Here is a 16,059-nt window from a genome sequence, read left to right on the forward strand (position 1 = left end):
CAGGCGTCTCTTTTATTATGAAAGCTCCGGACGGCGGCCATGTGGATGGCGTATTTATACGCCTATCCACATGGACATCGGACGGGCTAACCCATATGAGCAAGTAGGGCGATAGCCCGAATTGCGAATATGGGGTAGAGATTGCGAGAGTCCGAAGGACGGAGCAATCTGCTTTCATAAGAAGAAAAGCTCCGCTAAGGATCGCACTGTGGCGGAGCGAGATGAAAGGTATCAGCAGCAAACGTGAATTGGACCACTGACGGGGACGAGCCGCCCTCTCTACGGCTAGATGGCGCAGGAGGCGCAAAAGGAAAAATGAGAAGAAACGGGAAACGTATTCTAGCATTATTTTTGTCATTGCTGATGCTATTCCCCCCAACAGCATCAGCCAGGGCAGAGGAATCCATTCTTTTGCCAGGAAGCGGAGACGCACAGGCTCTTTTGACAGCAATAGAAGAAAAGGAGCAAGTCGAAGAGGAGGAGATAGTTCCCTCCCAGGAGGAAGTGCCTGCGGTAAAGGATTCTAAGGAGGAGCCTGTTACAGAAGAGGCCTCCTTGAAAGAGACGGAAAAAATAGACGATTTGACGCCAGCGCTTGAAGAAACATCTATTGAAGAACCGTCCATGGAAGAAAAGGAAACGATTCCAGAAAGTGAAGCAGAGCCTTCCACAGAAAGCCTGGAAGAATCCAAGGAAAATATGGAACTTTTGGATGAGACTGAAAATAGTATAGTGCCAGAAGCGCCGGCTCTTCCGGAGGCAGTGCCGGAGAAGCAAGAAGCAAAAGAAAGCGGCGTAGGAGAGCTAATATTTCCAGACCTTCCTTTGCTGGCTGAAGAGCCGATGGTAATTGCAATGGCTTTAGCGGCAGAATCCGCGCCCACAGGGGCGGGCGTAAAGGTGGTAAAAGAGGATGGAACAGAATTTGCCATGTTTAAGGTATCATCCTCCACGGCAAAGGTTTCCGGAGATAAGATTGAAATTACGCTTACGACGCAGAACGTCAGCTACAACGGAATCTATCTGGGAAGCAAAGACGACGCGGCAAAAGAGCCGGTGATAGAGGGAAGCGAACAGGAAGAGGGAGGATTTACCTTCCAGTTTGAGGTGTCAGCCTCAGAGAGCGGAAAGAATATCCCGATTGCGCTGAGGAAAAAGTCGGATGGAAGCTGGTACAGCAAAGCGCTGTTTCTGGCCGTACCGGAGGTGTCGGTTCCCAGCAAGCCGGAGCAGCCGGAAGCGGGCGTGAAAGTAGTAAAAGAGGATGGAACAGAATTTGCCATGTTTAAGGTATCATCCTCCACGGCAAAGGTTTCCGGAGATAAGATTGAGATTACGCTTACGACGCAGAACGTCAGCTACAACGGAATCTATCTGGGAAGCAAAGACGACGCGGCAAAAGAGCCGGTGATAGAAGGAAGCGAGCAGGAAGGGGGAGGATTTACCTTCCAGTTTGAGGTGTCAGCATCGGAGAGCGGAAAGAATATTCCGATTGCGCTGAGGAAAAAGTCGGATGGAAGCTGGTACAGCAAAGCGCTGTTTCTAGCCGTACCGGAGATATCAAACCCCAGCAATCCGGAGGAACCGGAAAACCCCAATCCTCCGGTAGATCCGGATGAGCCTAAACCTGGAACGATTGTGGATGGTAATTACCAGACCGAGGTGGAAACCGGGGCTGCAATGTTCAAAGTGGTGGATTGTATCCTGACTGTCAAAAATGGAAAAATGAGCGCAGTTATCACATTAAGTGGAACGGGCTATGATTATTTGTACCTGGGAACAGCGGCGGATGCTGGCGCGGCCGATAGGTCCGCATGGATTCCAGCCGTAAAGAACGAGGCGGGCCAGTATACCTATACGATTCCGGTGGAAGCCTTGGATACGAAAATTGCGGTAGCCTCCCACTCTCAGAAGCAGGATAAATGGTATGACCGGTCCATGACATTTCGAACTGCCAGCTTAAAACGGGTGATTGAAAACGGAATTTACCGCACGACAGTGGAAACCGGAGCCGCGATGTTTAAGGTGGTAGACTGTATCTTGACGGTAAAAGATGGAGTGATGAGCGCGGTCGTCACATTAAGCGGAACGGGCTACGATTATTTATATCTGGGGACAGCGGCGGATGCCAGCGCGGCCGATAGGTCCACATGGATTCCAGCCGTGAAGAACGAGGCGGGCCAGTATACCTATACGATTCCGGTGGAAGCCTTGGATACGAAAATTGCGGTAGCCTCCCACTCTCAAAAGCAGGATAAATGGTATGACCGGTCAATGACCATAAGCTCTGCAACCTTGGAAAAGATCGCAGAGCTGGAAGATGCGGGAATGGTACCGCCGGTAAAAGAGCCAGATTCGCCAAGCAACGAGCCGGCAGATAATAACACAGCAGATGAAGAGTCTAAATATGATTCGGATACCAGTGGTTCTACCAAACAGGTGGATAGCTCAACGGTATTAAAAGACGGCGTTTATACGCCGGATCGGTTTTCCTGGTCCGGAGGAACGGGGCGTGTCAGCATTTCCTGCAACAAGGTTACGGTAAAAAATGGGCAGGCCTATGCTACCCTTGTGTTTAGCAGCAATTCGTTCTCCTATGTGAAAGCCAATGGAAATGTGTACTATGGCAGTCATGGCAGCAAAACGTCCACATTTGTTATCCCGGTGGCGTTGAATAAGAATAATACAATCCTTGGCATGACTACAGCCATGTCCGCAGGTCATGAGATTTCCTATCGGATTTTTGTGTATCTGGCGGCGGCCGAAAACGGCGGCCAGACAGGCGGTGCGGTTGGAAATGAGACCTTGGATGAGAAAGCGCCGGATATTCTGGGATTGGAATACAAAGAGGAGACCAAACTGGAACACGCGGAGTATTTTAAACTTTATCATTACAACGATGGCATTACACTGCTGGAAATTGATTTGACCAAGGATACGGCAAGAGATCCGGCCAAAAAACAGGAAGAGACAGCAAAAACCCAGGATGAGGGAAAAGAAGCAAAGAAAGCGGAGCCTGTAAAACAGGCGGTCGTTTCTGAGGAGGAGGGCATGGAGGAAGCGGCTCTTACCCAGGCAGAGATTACCGCGGAGCTTTATCAGGGAAATGTTGTAAAATATCTTCTCGTACCCGATGGGGCGGAAATCCCGGTTGGATTGGAGAAAGAGATGGTGGTCGTAAACCTTCCGGCGAAAAGTGTATATGCGGGAACCAATGAAATTTTAAAGACCTTAGAAAGCTTAGAATTATTGTCGGTGGTAACATCGGTTGGCTGCGAGAAGAAGGAATGTGAGCTTTCCGCTGTGGCAGACGCTATGGAGCCAAAAGCGGGAGAGAGTAAAGCGAAGATTCTCTTTGGCGGTTCTTTTGAATTGTTTGATTATAAGAGCCTGCTGAGCAGCCGGTGCGATTTGATTTTGCTGCCTGGCGACATTCTTCCAAGGGAAGTGGAAGAATCGGAAAAGGAAGCGACAGCAAAGCCAAAGACAGGTGAAGCGGTTTTAACCGTTCCGGAACAGATCGAGCGTTGGAAAGACGGGATGGATCGGCTGGCTATTTTAGATATGCCGGTGATCGTGGACCGGTCCGCCGACGAGAAAACAGAGCTGGCCCGCTCGGAGTGGGTGAAAGTTTATGGTGTGCTCTTTGGCTGCGAAAAAGAGGCGGAAGCCCTCTATGCGGCGGTAGAGAAGGAACAAAGTATGCAGAAGGTTTCGCAGTAGGAAGAAAAATAACGGCGGAGGCAAGAGACTTGCCTTCGCCTGTGAGGTGATGAGATATGAAAAAAATCGGAAAAAAGGGAATGAGCCTTTTGCTTGCCATGCTGTTGCTTTTTTCGGTGGCTTCCTGCAGCTCGCAGGAAGCCGCAGGGACGGCGGATGAAACTCCGTCTCAGGCAGCGAGCGCACAGCAGGCAGCAGAGAGCACAGCGGCAAACCTGGATTCTAAAAAAGCAGAGGAAGGGAATATGGATGCCGTGGAGGCCGAAGTGGGAGTAACGGACGCCAATGCGCCGGAAATTCCAGGCCTTACTTACGAGTCTACCATGGAATTGCTCTATGCCAACGAGTTTCAGGTATATTATTATGAGGGCGGGTACGGATTGATCGACGTCCATAACGGGGCCAGATATCTGGTGATTCCAGAGGGAATGACCGCACCGGAAGGATTGCCGGAGGATGTGATTTGCCTGCCCCAGCCATTGGATCACATTTACCTGGCGGCTACTTCCGCTATGGCATTATTCGATGCCATGGACGCTTTAGACGCCATTAAACTGACGGGAACGGTGGCTTCCGGCTGGTATATTGACAGCGCGGTGGCGGCGATGGAGGAAGGGCGCATTCAGTTTGCTGGAAAATACAGCGAGCCGGATTATGAGATGTTGGTGGATCAGGGCTGTGATCTAGCCATTGAATCAACCATGATCCTTCATTCGCCCAAGGTGCAAGAGATGATTGAGATGCTGGATATTCCTGTTTTTATTGATCGTTCCAGCTACGAGACTCATCCCTTAGGACGAACTGAGTGGATTAAACTATACAGCGTTTTGGTTGATAAGGAAGCGGAGGCGGAAGCGTTTTTTGCCGAGCAGGCAAAGGTGATCGGAGAATTGAAAGATTTTCCCAATACGGAAAAAACAGTGGCATACTTCTACGTCAGTACGGACGGGTCCGTGGTGGTAAGAAAAGTGGATGACTATATTCCGAAGATGATTGAACTGGCGGGAGGCCGCTATAGCTTTGCTGATTTGCCTCAGATGGAAGGCGGCAGCGCATCGGTTCCTTTGACCATGGAAGAGTTTTATGCGACGGCGGTAAATGCGGACTATCTGATCTACAACGCCAGTATCGACAAACCGATTGAGACCATGGACGAGCTTTTGGCGAAAAGCGGATTGTTCGCAGACTTTAAAGCAGTGAAAGAAGGAAATGTCTGGAGTACGGGAAAATCGTTGTACCAGGCCACCGACACCGTAGGCCATCTGATTCGAGACGTACATCTCATGCTGACGGGCGGAGATGAAAGCGAAATGATGTTTATCCATAAGATTCAGTGACAGAGGATGAGACATGAGAGACGAGAACTCGCTGGAACAAAAAATGGAGCTTCCGAGGGAGCGGATTCGGAGACAAAGCCGGTATTTCCTGGTCTTTGTGGTTTTGGCCGCTGCATTTTTTATCATTACCGTGTGGAACATTAACACAGGAAATGTTCCGATTTCGGTAGGGCAGATTTTGAAGATTCTTTTTGGCGGAACCGTGGAGGGAGTAGAATCCAATATTATCTGGAAGATCCGCCTTCCACGGATTTTGATGGCGGCTATGTTAGGCGGCGCTTTATCTCTGTCGGGTTTTTTGCTGCAGACTTTTTTTGGAAATCCTATTGCAGGCCCCTTTGTCCTGGGAATCTCGTCGGGAGCAAAGATGGTAGTAGCTTTGACCATGATTTACTTTTTAGAGCGGCAAAACGCCGTTTCGTCCTATACCCTGATCTTCGCTGCTTTTATTGGCTCTTTGATTTCCATTGGATTTATTTTACTGGTGTCGAAACGGGTTCGCCATATGGCGACTCTTTTGGTGGCTGGGATTATGATTGGCTACATCTGCTCTGCGGTGACCGATTTCATCGTTACCTTTGCCGAAGACTCCGATATCGTGAATCTTCATGGCTGGTCTCTTGGCAGTTTTTCCGGGATGAGCTGGAGCAATGTGTCCGTATCGGCTTTGATTGTAGGCGTTACGCTGATTTTTACGATTCTGCTGTCAAAGCCCATTGGAGCCTATCAGTTGGGAGAGGCCTATGCTCAAAGCATGGGTGTGAATATCAAGCGGTTTCGTATTGCATTGATTCTGTTATCCAGTGTTCTCTCTGCCTGTGTGACGGCCTTTGCCGGTCCGATTTCCTTTGTGGGGATCGCCGTACCATTTTTGATCAAACGGTGCCTAAATACCGCTAAGCCGTTGGTTGTGATTCCAGCGACCTTTTTGGGCGGCGCGGTATTTTGTATGATGTGCGATTTGATTGCGAGGATGGCTTTTGCGCCGATGGAGTTAAATATCAGCACCGTGACTTCGATCTTTGGCGCCCCCATTGTGATCTTTATGATGTTAAGGAGAAAGGGGGGCAGATAGGCGTGAAAGAAGATTATTTTCAGCTGGAAGGTTTGGCGGTAGGCTATCGGGGCCGTCCGCTTATCAAGGATATCTCTTTTGGAATTGCAAAAGGGGAAATCGTGGCGTTGATCGGTCCCAATGGAGCAGGGAAATCGACGATTTTAAAAACCATTACCAAGCAGCTGTCCATGATTGAAGGAAATGTCGTCATCGATCACAACAGCCTGTCGCAGATGTCTTACCGGAGCCTTTCGACCCAGGTGGCGGTGGTGTTGACGGAGCAGATGAAGCCGGAGCTGATGACCTGCCGGGATGTTGTGGCCACAGGCCGTTATCCTTATACGGGAAGACTAGGAATTTTATCCGCAGAGGATGAAAGAAAAGTGGATTCTGCCATGGAGGCAGTTCACGCAAAAGACCTGGGGGAGCGGGCATTTCAGGCCATCAGCGACGGGCAGCGTCAGAGGATTCTATTGGCCAGAGCAATCTGTCAGGATCCAGATACCATTGTCTTAGACGAGCCTACCTCGTTTTTGGATGTCCGTTATAAGCTGGAGCTTTTGTCCATTCTAAGAAAAATGGCAAAGGAAAAGCAGATCACGGTAATTTTGTCTCTCCACGAGATTGATTTGGCTGAAAAGATTGCCGATAAAGTGCTCTGTGTAAAGGGAGACCGTATTTTTCAGTATGGAACGCCGGAAGAGATTTTTCAGGAGGAGACCATACGGGAGCTCTATGAGATTGACAATGGCTTTTTTGACCCTTGCTTTGGGAGTATTGAGCTTCCGAGGCCTCAGGGGGAGCCGGAAGTGTTCGTGATTTCTTCCTGTGGAAAAGGAATTCCGGTTTACCGAAGACTGCAGAAAGAAAATGTTCCGTTTGCCGCGGGGATTCTTTATACCAACGATATCGATTATCAGTTGGCCAGGCTGCTGGCGGCAGAGGTGATAACGGAAAAGCCATTCTGTAAAATTGGAGATCCTGCGTATCAAAGGGCCTTGGAACTGGTAGGAGAATGCCGCCAGGTGATCGATGCCGGCACGGAGATTGGCCTTTGCAATCAGCGGCTTGCAGACTTGCTTTTAGAGGCAGAAAAGCAGGGGAAACTGTATAAGGGATGAAAAAGGAACAAGGCTCAGAAACGGAGCGTATTGGATCAAATCAATATGGCCTTGAGAATCTTAGAAAAAGCGGAATTTGACTTGACAAGAAGGAAAGGAACGCTTTATAATAGGAAAACGTTAACGTTTGAATTTGACTAAGTAAGCGCGGGGAAAAGGCTGTTGAAGTTTTAAAATCTTTTTAAAAACTGTGGTTACAAACATAGGAGGAAGATATTGCGGAGGCAAGCCTTCGCAGTTCTTCCTCCTTGTTGCTTTTACGAGTTGAAGCGTTGAACCGGTGAATAGAACTAGAGATAGGAATAAAACGAAAGAATGAAGGAGCGGGAGAATGGCTGCGATAGTAGAATTCAAAGATTACAGCATGGGATTCAAGGATGACGACGGAGTTGTCTTTAACCTGCTGGATAGGGTTTCCTTTAAAGTGGAGGAGGGAAAGGCCCTCGGCGTTGTTGGGGAATCCGGCTGCGGCAAGAGCATGACTAGCCTGTCTATGATGCGGCTGCTTCCTCCGTCTGCGGTTGTTCAGGGAGGGGAGATTCTGTTCCAGGGAAAAAACTTGCTTCAGATGAGCGACGCGGAGATGGAGAAAGTTCGCGGCAAAGATATTTCTATGATTTTTCAGGAGCCGATGACAGCGCTGAATCCAGTTTTAACTGTTGGATTCCAGATCGGGGAGGCGCTGAAGATTCACGAACCTTCGATTACAAAAGAAGAGCAGCATCGTCGTGTGGTGCAGGTGCTGTCGGATGTGGGGATTTCTAATCCGGAAACCCGTTTGAACCAGTATCCCCATGAGTTTTCCGGCGGGATGCGTCAGCGTGTGATGATTGCAATGGCAGTGATCAATCACCCGATTCTTTTGATTGCCGACGAGCCGACAACCGCCTTGGATGTGACTATCCAGGCCCAGATTTTAGATATCATGAAAAAGCTCAAGGGTACCGGCGGACTGGTAGTGGTCACCCATAACCTGGGCATCGTAGCCGACATTTGCGAGGAAGTGGTGGTGATGTACGCGGGACGGGCCGTGGAGAGAGGAACTTTGAAAGCCATTTTTGATCATCCCCTGCATCCCTATACCCAGGGGCTGATGGCCTCGATTCCGACCACGAAAAGCGAGAAGAAGCCGCTCCACACGATTCCGGGAACGGTACCTACGGTGTTTGATTTTAAAGAAGGCTGCCGTTTTGCAGACCGCTGTGAACATGCCACCGAGCAATGCCGGATGAAGCGGCCGCCGTTGAAGAAAGTGGGAGCCGACCACCTGGTTCAGTGCTTCATACCGTTTGAGGGGGAGGAAATCATCGATGAGTAAGGAACCGATCCTAAAGGTCAGCCATCTGGACAAGTTTTTCAAAGTAAAGAAACGAAAGCTGATCGAAGAGAAAAAATATGTCCATGCGGTAGAGGATGTCAGCTTTGAGTTGTACGAGGGAGAGACTTTGGGGATTGTCGGTGAATCCGGATCCGGAAAATCCACGCTGGCCCGTACAATTTTGGGCTTAACTCCCGCAAGCAATGGGACCGTAGAGTATAAAGGACAGGATATTACAGGGTTTAAGGTATCCAACAGCAAGGCGCTCCGTTCCGAGCTCCAGATGATATTTCAGGATCCCTATGCGTCCCTAAATCCAAAGATGAAGATCGGCAGCGCTATCGCGGAGCCGATGCTGGTCAATGGGCAGGCGAAAAGCAGGGAAGAAGCCCGAAAGAAGGTGCAGGAACTTCTTCAGATGATTGGTCTGCAGCCGGAAGTCTATGATCGATATCCCCATGAGTTTTCCGGTGGACAGCGCCAGCGGATTGGGATTGCTCGGGCTCTGGCGGTGAATCCAAAGATCCTTTTTTGCGATGAATCGGTATCTGCTCTGGATGTATCGGTGCAGGCGCAGATCCTGAATCTTTTTAATGACTTAAAAGAGCGATTGCATCTGACCTACGTGTTTATCGGACACGATTTGGCGGTGATCCGCTATATCAGCGACCGGATTATGGTTATGTATCTGGGAAAAGTGATGGAGATCGCCCCTTACGATGAGATTTTTCAAGAGAACACACACCCGTACACCCAGTCGTTGATCTCCGCGGTTTTAGAGCCGACGACGGAGCCCAATGCGGAGAGAATTATCCTGGAGGGAGATATCCCCAGCCCGGTAAACCCTCCCAAGGGATGTCGGTTTTGTCAGCGCTGTTTCAAGGCGCAGCCAAAATGCTTTGAGGAGGAGCCGGAGCTGATTCCGGTCAGTGCGGACCATCAGATCCGCTGTCATTTTGCAAAGGTGGGTGAGAACAAATGAGCAGATACATATTACAGAGAATCGGCCGCGGCCTTTTAACCATCTTTGTCTCTCTGACGTTGACTTTTTTTATCATTCGGTTGATGCCATCGAATCCGGTAGAGCTGATGATCGACCCGCACATGAGCCAGGAAACCCAGGATATGCTGATGGAAAAATTCGGCTTGGACAAGTCCTTTGGGGAGCAGTACGTGCTGTTTTTAAAGGGCGTGGTACAGGGCGATTTGGGAGTCAGCTTCGGGAGCCGTGTAAATGTGACGGAACTGATTGCGCAGAAGCTCCCCTGGACCCTGCTTTTGATCGGCATCGTTTTGATCCTGGTGATCATCATCGGGATTCCGGTGGGCGTATTGGCGGCAAAACGAAAAGGGCGGTTGTCGGACCGAATTATCAGTATTGTGGTGACAATGGGGATTTCCATTTTTATCCCATTTTTGGCCTTTTTATTGCTATACCTATTTTCGTTCCGTCTCGGCGTACTGCCCACAGCGGGTGCTTATACGCCGCCTAAGGGAGAAGGATGGACCTACGTGTTGGATGTGGCGCGGCATGCGCTCCTTCCGGCGATTACCCTGTCGGTTATGATGCTGGCCAATGCGGTACTGTACACCAGAAATAGTATGATCGATGTGCTGAAGGAGGATTACATCCGCACAGCCTATTCCAAGGGGTTGGATAAAAAGCGCACTCTGAGAATCCATGCCCTGAAAAATGCGCTGATTCCAACGGTTACAGTGATCGGACTTCAAATCGGCGTTATGGTCGGCGGGTCTGTAATGACGGAGACGGTATTTTCCTGGCCCGGCATTGGCCGCATGATTTACGACGCGGTTACTGCTCTGGACTATCCGGTACTGCAGGGCGGCTTTCTGCTGATGTCTGTCAGCGTGGTTTTGATGAACTTCCTGACCGACCTGGTGGTCGCCTGGTTAGATCCGAGAATTAAGCTGGGAGGGAAATAAGCGATGAAACAAAGAAAATCCTTTGGATATTATTTCCTGAGAAATAAAAATGGAATGATCGGTCTGGTCGGAGTTGCGCTGATTGTGATTCTGGGAGTGATCGCCCCGTTTTTGGTGGCCTATCCCGAAGGCTATACGGCGGATATTCTTCTAGCGCCGAGTCTGGCCCATCCCTTAGGGACGGACAAGCTGGGGCTGGATATTCTGGCCGAGGTGATCTGGGGAGCCCGTACTTCCTTATATGTGTCCTTAACCGCGGTGGTAATCTCTTCTTTGATTGGCATTCCGGCAGGACTGATCAGCGGCTTTGTGAAGGGATGGCTGGGAGAAATCATTGATGCCTGCATCGATATTTTTCTCACTTTGCCGATGCTGCCTTTGATGATCATTATGGCGGCCATCATGGGAACCTCAATCAACAACGTGGCCCTCGTCATCGGTCTTTTTTCCTGGCCGCAGCTGGCCCGCGTGACGAAAAATGCAACCCTGAAAATCTCGGAAATGCAGTATATTGAAGCGGCCACCTGCCTGGGACTTTCGAAACCTAGGATTCTATTTAAACACGTACTTTTGAACGCCACAGGCCCTGTATTCGTCAACCTGACTCTGATCATGGCCAGCGCGGTACTGTCTGAGGCCAGCCTTAGTTTCCTTGGCCTCGGCGATCCAACCACCTGGTCCTGGGGGACGATCTTAAAGAGAGCCTGGACCAGCAATGCGGTGATCAGCAGCCCGAATCCCTGGTGGTGGTGGCTGATTCCCAGCCTCTGTATTGTCATTTTCGTCGTCTGCTTCAACATGCTTGGCACGGCGATCAACGATATTTTGAATCCAAAGGGCAGAGATTAAGCCCAAAAGAAAGAAGGCACAATACATGTATGATTTATTGATTCAAAACGGCCTTGTCATCGATGGAACCGGAAAACAGGCATTTCCGGCCGACGTGGCGGTCTGCGGAGACCGGATCGCAAAAATCGCGCCGAAGATTGAGGCGGAAGCAAAGAAAGTCTATGACGCCAAGGGAAAATATGTGATTCCAGGCCTGATTGATCCCCACGTTCATGAGGAGTGGATCTGTATGATCGACGGCCGGTATCCGTTTTTCCTGAAGGAAGGCGTGACCACCGTGGTTAACGGCAACTGCGGCCATTCGATCATTCCCGGCGATGTGAACCATATCATGGACTATTACCTGGGAAACGGCCTTTTGAGCTTAAAACAGTGGGAGGAGTACAAGAAAACATTCCCCCGCTGGCACGATTTTGAAAGCTATGCTCAGGCGGCGGAGGAGAAGGGAACAAATCTAAACTTCGTTACCCTGATGGGTCACGGCACGATCCGCTGGAGCGTGATGAACGGCGCGCACCAGAGAAAACCGACAAAAGAGGAGCACGAGCAAATCGAGTCCATCGTCAGAAACGGCATGGAGCAGGGAATGTTCGGAATCTCCTTTGGCCTGGACTATGTTCCGAGCCGGTATGCGGATATGGAAGAAATCTGCGATGTGGTCAATATGGTGAAGGAATATGACGGGGTATCCGCCGCGCATCAGCGCAACTATATCGGCATCTACGAGGCTACCCAGGAATTCCTGGAGGTAGGACGCAGAACAGGAGCCAGGATTCAAATATCCCATCTGGCCTCCGACACGCCGGAAGCGTTTGAGGCGGCAAGAAAGGCCCATGACGAAGAGGGCGTGCAGGTCCATATCGATACGATTCCTGAGAGCACTGGCCACTGCATCAGCAAATCCAGGATTCTTCTGTTTATCATGGCCCTCTCCGACGAACTGTTTTCCCAGGGCGTGGAAGGTGTGAAAAAGGCTTTGGCTGATCCGGAAGGCCGCGCTATGATCACCAGAGAATGCTATATCTTTGCTGGGGACAAGGGCAGCAAGTATGTGGTCCACTCCGACGATCCCCATCTGGAGAACCGTTCTGTGCTGGATATTGCCCGTGAGCGTGGCGTCGATCCCGACGAGTGTATGCTGGATCTGATCGCCGATGAGAACAACTATGTATTCTGGCTCAATGCGCCTGCGGCCCATGTACCCTCCAAGTTCATCGAACACTGTCCGTCCATTGTGGAAAACCCCTATGTGTCGGTGGGAAGCGATGAGATCTTTGGCGATCCGGCGGATCCCTTTGACTGGTATGAGGTGCGCCGCCGAGGAAGCTTTATCATTTTTGCTAACCAGTATTTGAAAAAAGGCGTTCCTTACGAGGAGATCGTGCGCCGGAATACTTCGATGGTGGCCGACCATTTTGGCATCGAAAAAAGAGGACGGCTGCAGGAAGGAAACTTTGCGGATATTGCGGTGATTGATTTGGAGCATTACTATTATCCGGAAGTTTCTCAGGAGCAGTATAAGACTCCGGATCTGACCGGAGAGGGCTGCGAGTTTCTGGTAGTAAATGGTCAGGTGGAGCTGGAGGACGGCCAGGTGCTGAGGACTTACGGCGGCCGTGTCCTGCGGAAGAATCGTCAGATCTAACGGTATAGTGAGAAATTACCAAACTGGTATTTCCAATAGAAACAATTTTTAGGAGGAAAGAAATGAAACATTTGAAAGCAATGGCAGCAATGGGTTTAGCCCTTTGTCTGGCTCTTACTTCCTGCTCCAGCGGAAGCGGTGCGGGAACCACAGCGGCAGCCGGAGGAACCACCGCAGCGGCCGGTGAGACCACAGCGGCGGCAGAGGGCGGCAGCGCCGCGGAAGGCGGCGAGGCCCAGGCCGGAGGTACTCTCCGCGTCGGACAGCCTTCCGCACCGGTGAACCTGAATATCTGGACCCACAACGATCAGGCTGCTTACGCCATCATGGCTTTGGTATGCCCGTTCCCGCTTCAGATCAACGAAGAGGGAATCAAGGAAAACTACCTGGTCAAGGAAGTCACCAACAATGAAGATGCGACCGAATTCACCGTTACCTTCCGGGACGATCTGTTCTGGAATGATGGGACTCCGTTTAGCAGTGAGGACGTGAAGTTCACCTGCGACTACATGCTGGAACATAAACTGAGCTATGCGCCCAGCTTCCTGTCTCTGGTAGAAAGCTGTGAGATCAAAGATGAGCACACGGTAGTGTATCATTTGAGCGCCAGCAACGTCAACTTTTACAACAGCGCGGGCTACTGGATTCCGATTATGCCCAAGGCCGAGTTTGAAAATGAGACGGATCCGATGAACCATACCTACAGCGGCATGGGCTATGGTCCGTTCTATGTAGCCGATTATGTGCAGGGAGAGTACTGTGTGCTGAAAAAGAATCCCTACTTCACCATGGCCAATGATGGCAAGGGCGCTCTGCTGGACGAGATCGTGTTTAGTGTTTACAGCGATGAGAATGCGGTTATTCTTGCCCTTCAGAATGGGGAGATTGATACCGCCTCTAACTTTATCACTGTAGCGGCTCAGAATCAGCTTCAGAATAACGCAAGTTTTGACTTGTTGTCCGTACAGTCTCTTGGCTATGGTTTTATCTCCTTCTGCCAGAATAATACCATCCTGCAGGATGCAAACCTGAGAAAAGCCATGGCGATGGCCATGGACCGCAATGCGATCTGCACAGTGGCCTACCAGGGCGGCGCTGAGCCGATGCTCCATCCGATTTCCCAGGTTTGGGCTGACTTTGTAAAGTCTGACATTCAGCAGCCTGCTTTTGATGTGGACGGTGCGAATGCTTTACTGGATCAGTCCGGTTACACCGATACAAACGGCGACGGAATCCGGGAGAATTCCGACGGAACTCCGCTGCAGTTTACGATGACCTACCGGAATACTCTGGCCAATGTAGACTCCATCATGGAGATTTTGCGTAGCGATTTCCAGAAAATTGGTATTGGTCTGGATTTAAGCCCGGTAGACGCGACTACTTTTACGGCAAATGTAACCCAAGGTCACGATTATGATCTGAGCTATGCCCTCTGGGCCACCATCGACGATGTGGATACCACCATTTACACAATCTACGGTATTGGTCAGCAGTTAAATTATATGGACTTTAATGATCAGGAGATGGATGATCTGCTGATGAAGTCTAAGACCACCATGGATCGGAACGAGCGTATTGCGATCATGGACGAGTGGCAGAAGCTTTTTATAGAGAAATTGCCTACGGTTAACCTGTTGGTAGCGACCAATGTGTACCCGGTCAACACGGAGAAGTTTGGCGGCTGGGGCATTGTACCCGGCGTCAGCGGTCCTCTGACCGTGACAAAGATGGTCAATGTTTACGCAAAATAACAGAAAAGAAAGGCTGTCTTTCCGCTTGCGGGAGGGCAGCTTTCCCACAAGTATTGGATGAAGAAAGAAGGAGTTTGTTATGGAATTGAAGAAGAAAGAAGGCTATAAGGGATATCAAGCCTATTCCTACTTGGAAGCGGGCAAGGACTACCCGGATCTGGAATGGGCCGACTGGGATTGGGCCGGCCGTCATGTATTGGAGCTTTCCGATGAGCAGGAGGCAATGGTAAAGGAGATTCTGGAGAAATATCCTTATGTTTCCGTACATGACCATCCGACCTTCTTCCCGAAGACCATGAGCACGGCCCGGGATATTAACGATGCCATGCGCGCAGGCCGGCAATTCTGTTCCTATGAGGCTCTGGCCTATTCGAATCTGGACTGCGTTTTTGACAACATGATGGACGGTGTGAATATCATCTCTTCCCCCAATGGCTGGAAGTGGATTGATATTATTCATGATTTGGGAATGCGGCTCTGCGACATTGCCCACCAGGATTTCCTGGTACATGCAAAGACTGTAGACGACATCTTTGCAGCGAAAAAAGCCGGAAAGATTGCCTGGGTCGGCGTAATTGAAGGCGCAGCCTGCCTCGAAAACGAGGAAGACCGGATCGATATCCTCTACGGACTGGGCGTCCGTCAGCTGGGTGTGACCTACTCCGAGGCCTGCGCTCTGGGCTCCGGCATCAAGGAGGAGCGTGACGGTGGGCTGACCGCTTTCGGAAAGAAATGTGTGGAGCGGATGAACAAGGTCGGTATGCTCTTAGATGTGTCCCACTGCGGCTCCCAGACCGCTTATGATGCGGTGACCTACTCGAAGATGCCGATCATTGCCAGCCATATGGGCGCAAAGGGAATCTGGAACAGCAAACGGATGGCCAGTGACGAGCTGATCCAGGCGATTGCGAAAAAAGGCGGCGTTGTTGGAATTGAGGCCGCGCCCCATACGACCATGTCTCCAGCGGCCGGAACTCATACGCTGGATACGGTAATGGAGCATTTTGAGTATGTGAAGAACATGGTTGGCATCGACCATGTAACCTTCGGGCCGGATACGCTTTACGGCGATCATGTGGGCGTCCATCACGCTTTTGCCGCGACCTTATCTACCAAGGCTACCCAGGCTGCCGCGGGAAGTACCTTTACGGAGCAGCCTTATATCAAGTATCTGGAGAACCCCACGGAGGCTTCTTGGAATATTGTGCGTTGGCTGGTGAAGCATGGATACACGGAAGAGGAAATCGCTAAGGTGATTGGCGGAAACGCCATCCGTGTTCTGCGTGAAGTTTGGAAATAAGAAGCAGTTTTTTG

11 protein-coding genes are annotated in these 16,059 nt (G+C 50.4%); all 11 read left to right on the top strand.

Translation table 11 applies throughout. From position 1 onward, the window contains the following. The first annotated feature begins 315 nt into the window (after nt 1-315). The 11 genes from ACCC71_RS01705 (at nt 316) to ACCC71_RS01755 (ending at nt 16,045) form a co-directional block, all read left to right on the top strand. Nucleotides 316-3,723: a hypothetical protein gene (locus tag ACCC71_RS01705; protein WP_434310723.1), complete on the top strand. Its 3,408-nt coding sequence runs from the start codon at nt 316-318 to the stop codon at nt 3,721-3,723. A gap of 56 nt (nt 3,724-3,779) precedes the next feature. Next, complete coding sequence (locus tag ACCC71_RS01710; RefSeq protein WP_434310724.1) at nt 3,780-5,060, top strand: ABC transporter substrate-binding protein; 1,281 nt, start codon at nt 3,780-3,782, stop codon at nt 5,058-5,060. Nucleotides 5,061-5,103: 43 nt separating this feature from the next. Then, nucleotides 5,104-6,135, top strand: coding sequence for a FecCD family ABC transporter permease (locus tag ACCC71_RS01715; RefSeq protein WP_434311790.1), 1,032 nt, complete (start codon nt 5,104-5,106; stop codon nt 6,133-6,135). A gap of 2 nt (nt 6,136-6,137) precedes the next feature. After that, the gene (locus tag ACCC71_RS01720; RefSeq protein WP_434310725.1) at nt 6,138-7,238 is read left to right on the top strand and encodes an ABC transporter ATP-binding protein; all 1,101 of its coding nucleotides are present in this window, start codon (nt 6,138-6,140) and stop codon (nt 7,236-7,238) included. 331 nt (nt 7,239-7,569) lie between these two features. After that, on the top strand, nt 7,570-8,556 hold the full coding sequence (locus ACCC71_RS01725; RefSeq protein ID WP_434310726.1) for an ABC transporter ATP-binding protein: 987 nt from the start codon (nt 7,570-7,572) through the stop codon (nt 8,554-8,556). Next, the gene (locus ACCC71_RS01730) at nt 8,549-9,538 is read left to right on the top strand and encodes an ABC transporter ATP-binding protein (RefSeq protein ID WP_434310727.1); all 990 of its coding nucleotides are present in this window, start codon (nt 8,549-8,551) and stop codon (nt 9,536-9,538) included. Before ACCC71_RS01725 ends, ACCC71_RS01730 begins: the two co-directional genes overlap by 8 nt. Continuing rightward, nucleotides 9,535-10,500 (top strand): ABC transporter permease, encoded by a 966-nt coding sequence (locus ACCC71_RS01735; RefSeq protein ID WP_434310728.1) that lies wholly within the window; start codon nt 9,535-9,537, stop codon nt 10,498-10,500. Before ACCC71_RS01730 ends, ACCC71_RS01735 begins: the two co-directional genes overlap by 4 nt. Before the next feature lie 3 nt (nt 10,501-10,503). Beyond that, on the top strand, nt 10,504-11,349 hold the full coding sequence (locus ACCC71_RS01740) for an ABC transporter permease (RefSeq protein WP_434310729.1): 846 nt from the start codon (nt 10,504-10,506) through the stop codon (nt 11,347-11,349). 25 nt (nt 11,350-11,374) lie between these two features. Then, nucleotides 11,375-12,994 (top strand): N-acyl-D-amino-acid deacylase family protein, encoded by a 1,620-nt coding sequence (locus ACCC71_RS01745; RefSeq protein WP_434310730.1) that lies wholly within the window; start codon nt 11,375-11,377, stop codon nt 12,992-12,994. Between the two features lie 62 nt (nt 12,995-13,056). After that, nucleotides 13,057-14,745: an ABC transporter substrate-binding protein gene (locus tag ACCC71_RS01750; protein ID WP_434310731.1), complete on the top strand. Its 1,689-nt coding sequence runs from the start codon at nt 13,057-13,059 to the stop codon at nt 14,743-14,745. 79 nt (nt 14,746-14,824) lie between these two features. Continuing rightward, nucleotides 14,825-16,045 carry a dipeptidase gene (locus ACCC71_RS01755; protein WP_434310732.1) on the top strand — a complete coding sequence of 407 codons (1,221 nt, stop codon included), beginning with the start codon at nt 14,825-14,827 and terminating at the stop codon, nt 16,043-16,045. Nucleotides 16,046-16,059: the final 14 nt, after the last annotated feature.

The organism is Hominifimenecus sp. rT4P-3, from assembly GCF_051055405.1.
GTDB lineage: Bacteria > Bacillota > Clostridia > Lachnospirales > Lachnospiraceae > Pseudolachnospira.

What these genes read in the sequence shown, in the direction of transcription:
- ACCC71_RS01705 (WP_434310723.1), top strand. Translation starts at nt 316, where the DNA reads ATGAGAAGAAACGGGAAACGTATTCTAGCATTATTTTTGTCATTGCTG.
- ACCC71_RS01710 (WP_434310724.1), top strand. Translation starts at nt 3,780, where the DNA reads ATGAAAAAAATCGGAAAAAAGGGAATGAGCCTTTTGCTTGCCATGCTG.
- ACCC71_RS01715 (WP_434311790.1), top strand. Translation starts at nt 5,104, where the DNA reads ATGGAGCTTCCGAGGGAGCGGATTCGGAGACAAAGCCGGTATTTCCTG.
- ACCC71_RS01725 (WP_434310726.1), top strand. Translation starts at nt 7,570, where the DNA reads ATGGCTGCGATAGTAGAATTCAAAGATTACAGCATGGGATTCAAGGAT.
- ACCC71_RS01730 (WP_434310727.1), top strand. Translation starts at nt 8,549, where the DNA reads ATGAGTAAGGAACCGATCCTAAAGGTCAGCCATCTGGACAAGTTTTTC.
- ACCC71_RS01735 (WP_434310728.1), top strand. Translation starts at nt 9,535, where the DNA reads ATGAGCAGATACATATTACAGAGAATCGGCCGCGGCCTTTTAACCATC.
- ACCC71_RS01740 (WP_434310729.1), top strand. Translation starts at nt 10,504, where the DNA reads ATGAAACAAAGAAAATCCTTTGGATATTATTTCCTGAGAAATAAAAAT.
- ACCC71_RS01745 (WP_434310730.1), top strand. Translation starts at nt 11,375, where the DNA reads ATGTATGATTTATTGATTCAAAACGGCCTTGTCATCGATGGAACCGGA.
- ACCC71_RS01750 (WP_434310731.1), top strand. Translation starts at nt 13,057, where the DNA reads ATGAAACATTTGAAAGCAATGGCAGCAATGGGTTTAGCCCTTTGTCTG.
- ACCC71_RS01755 (WP_434310732.1), top strand. Translation starts at nt 14,825, where the DNA reads ATGGAATTGAAGAAGAAAGAAGGCTATAAGGGATATCAAGCCTATTCC.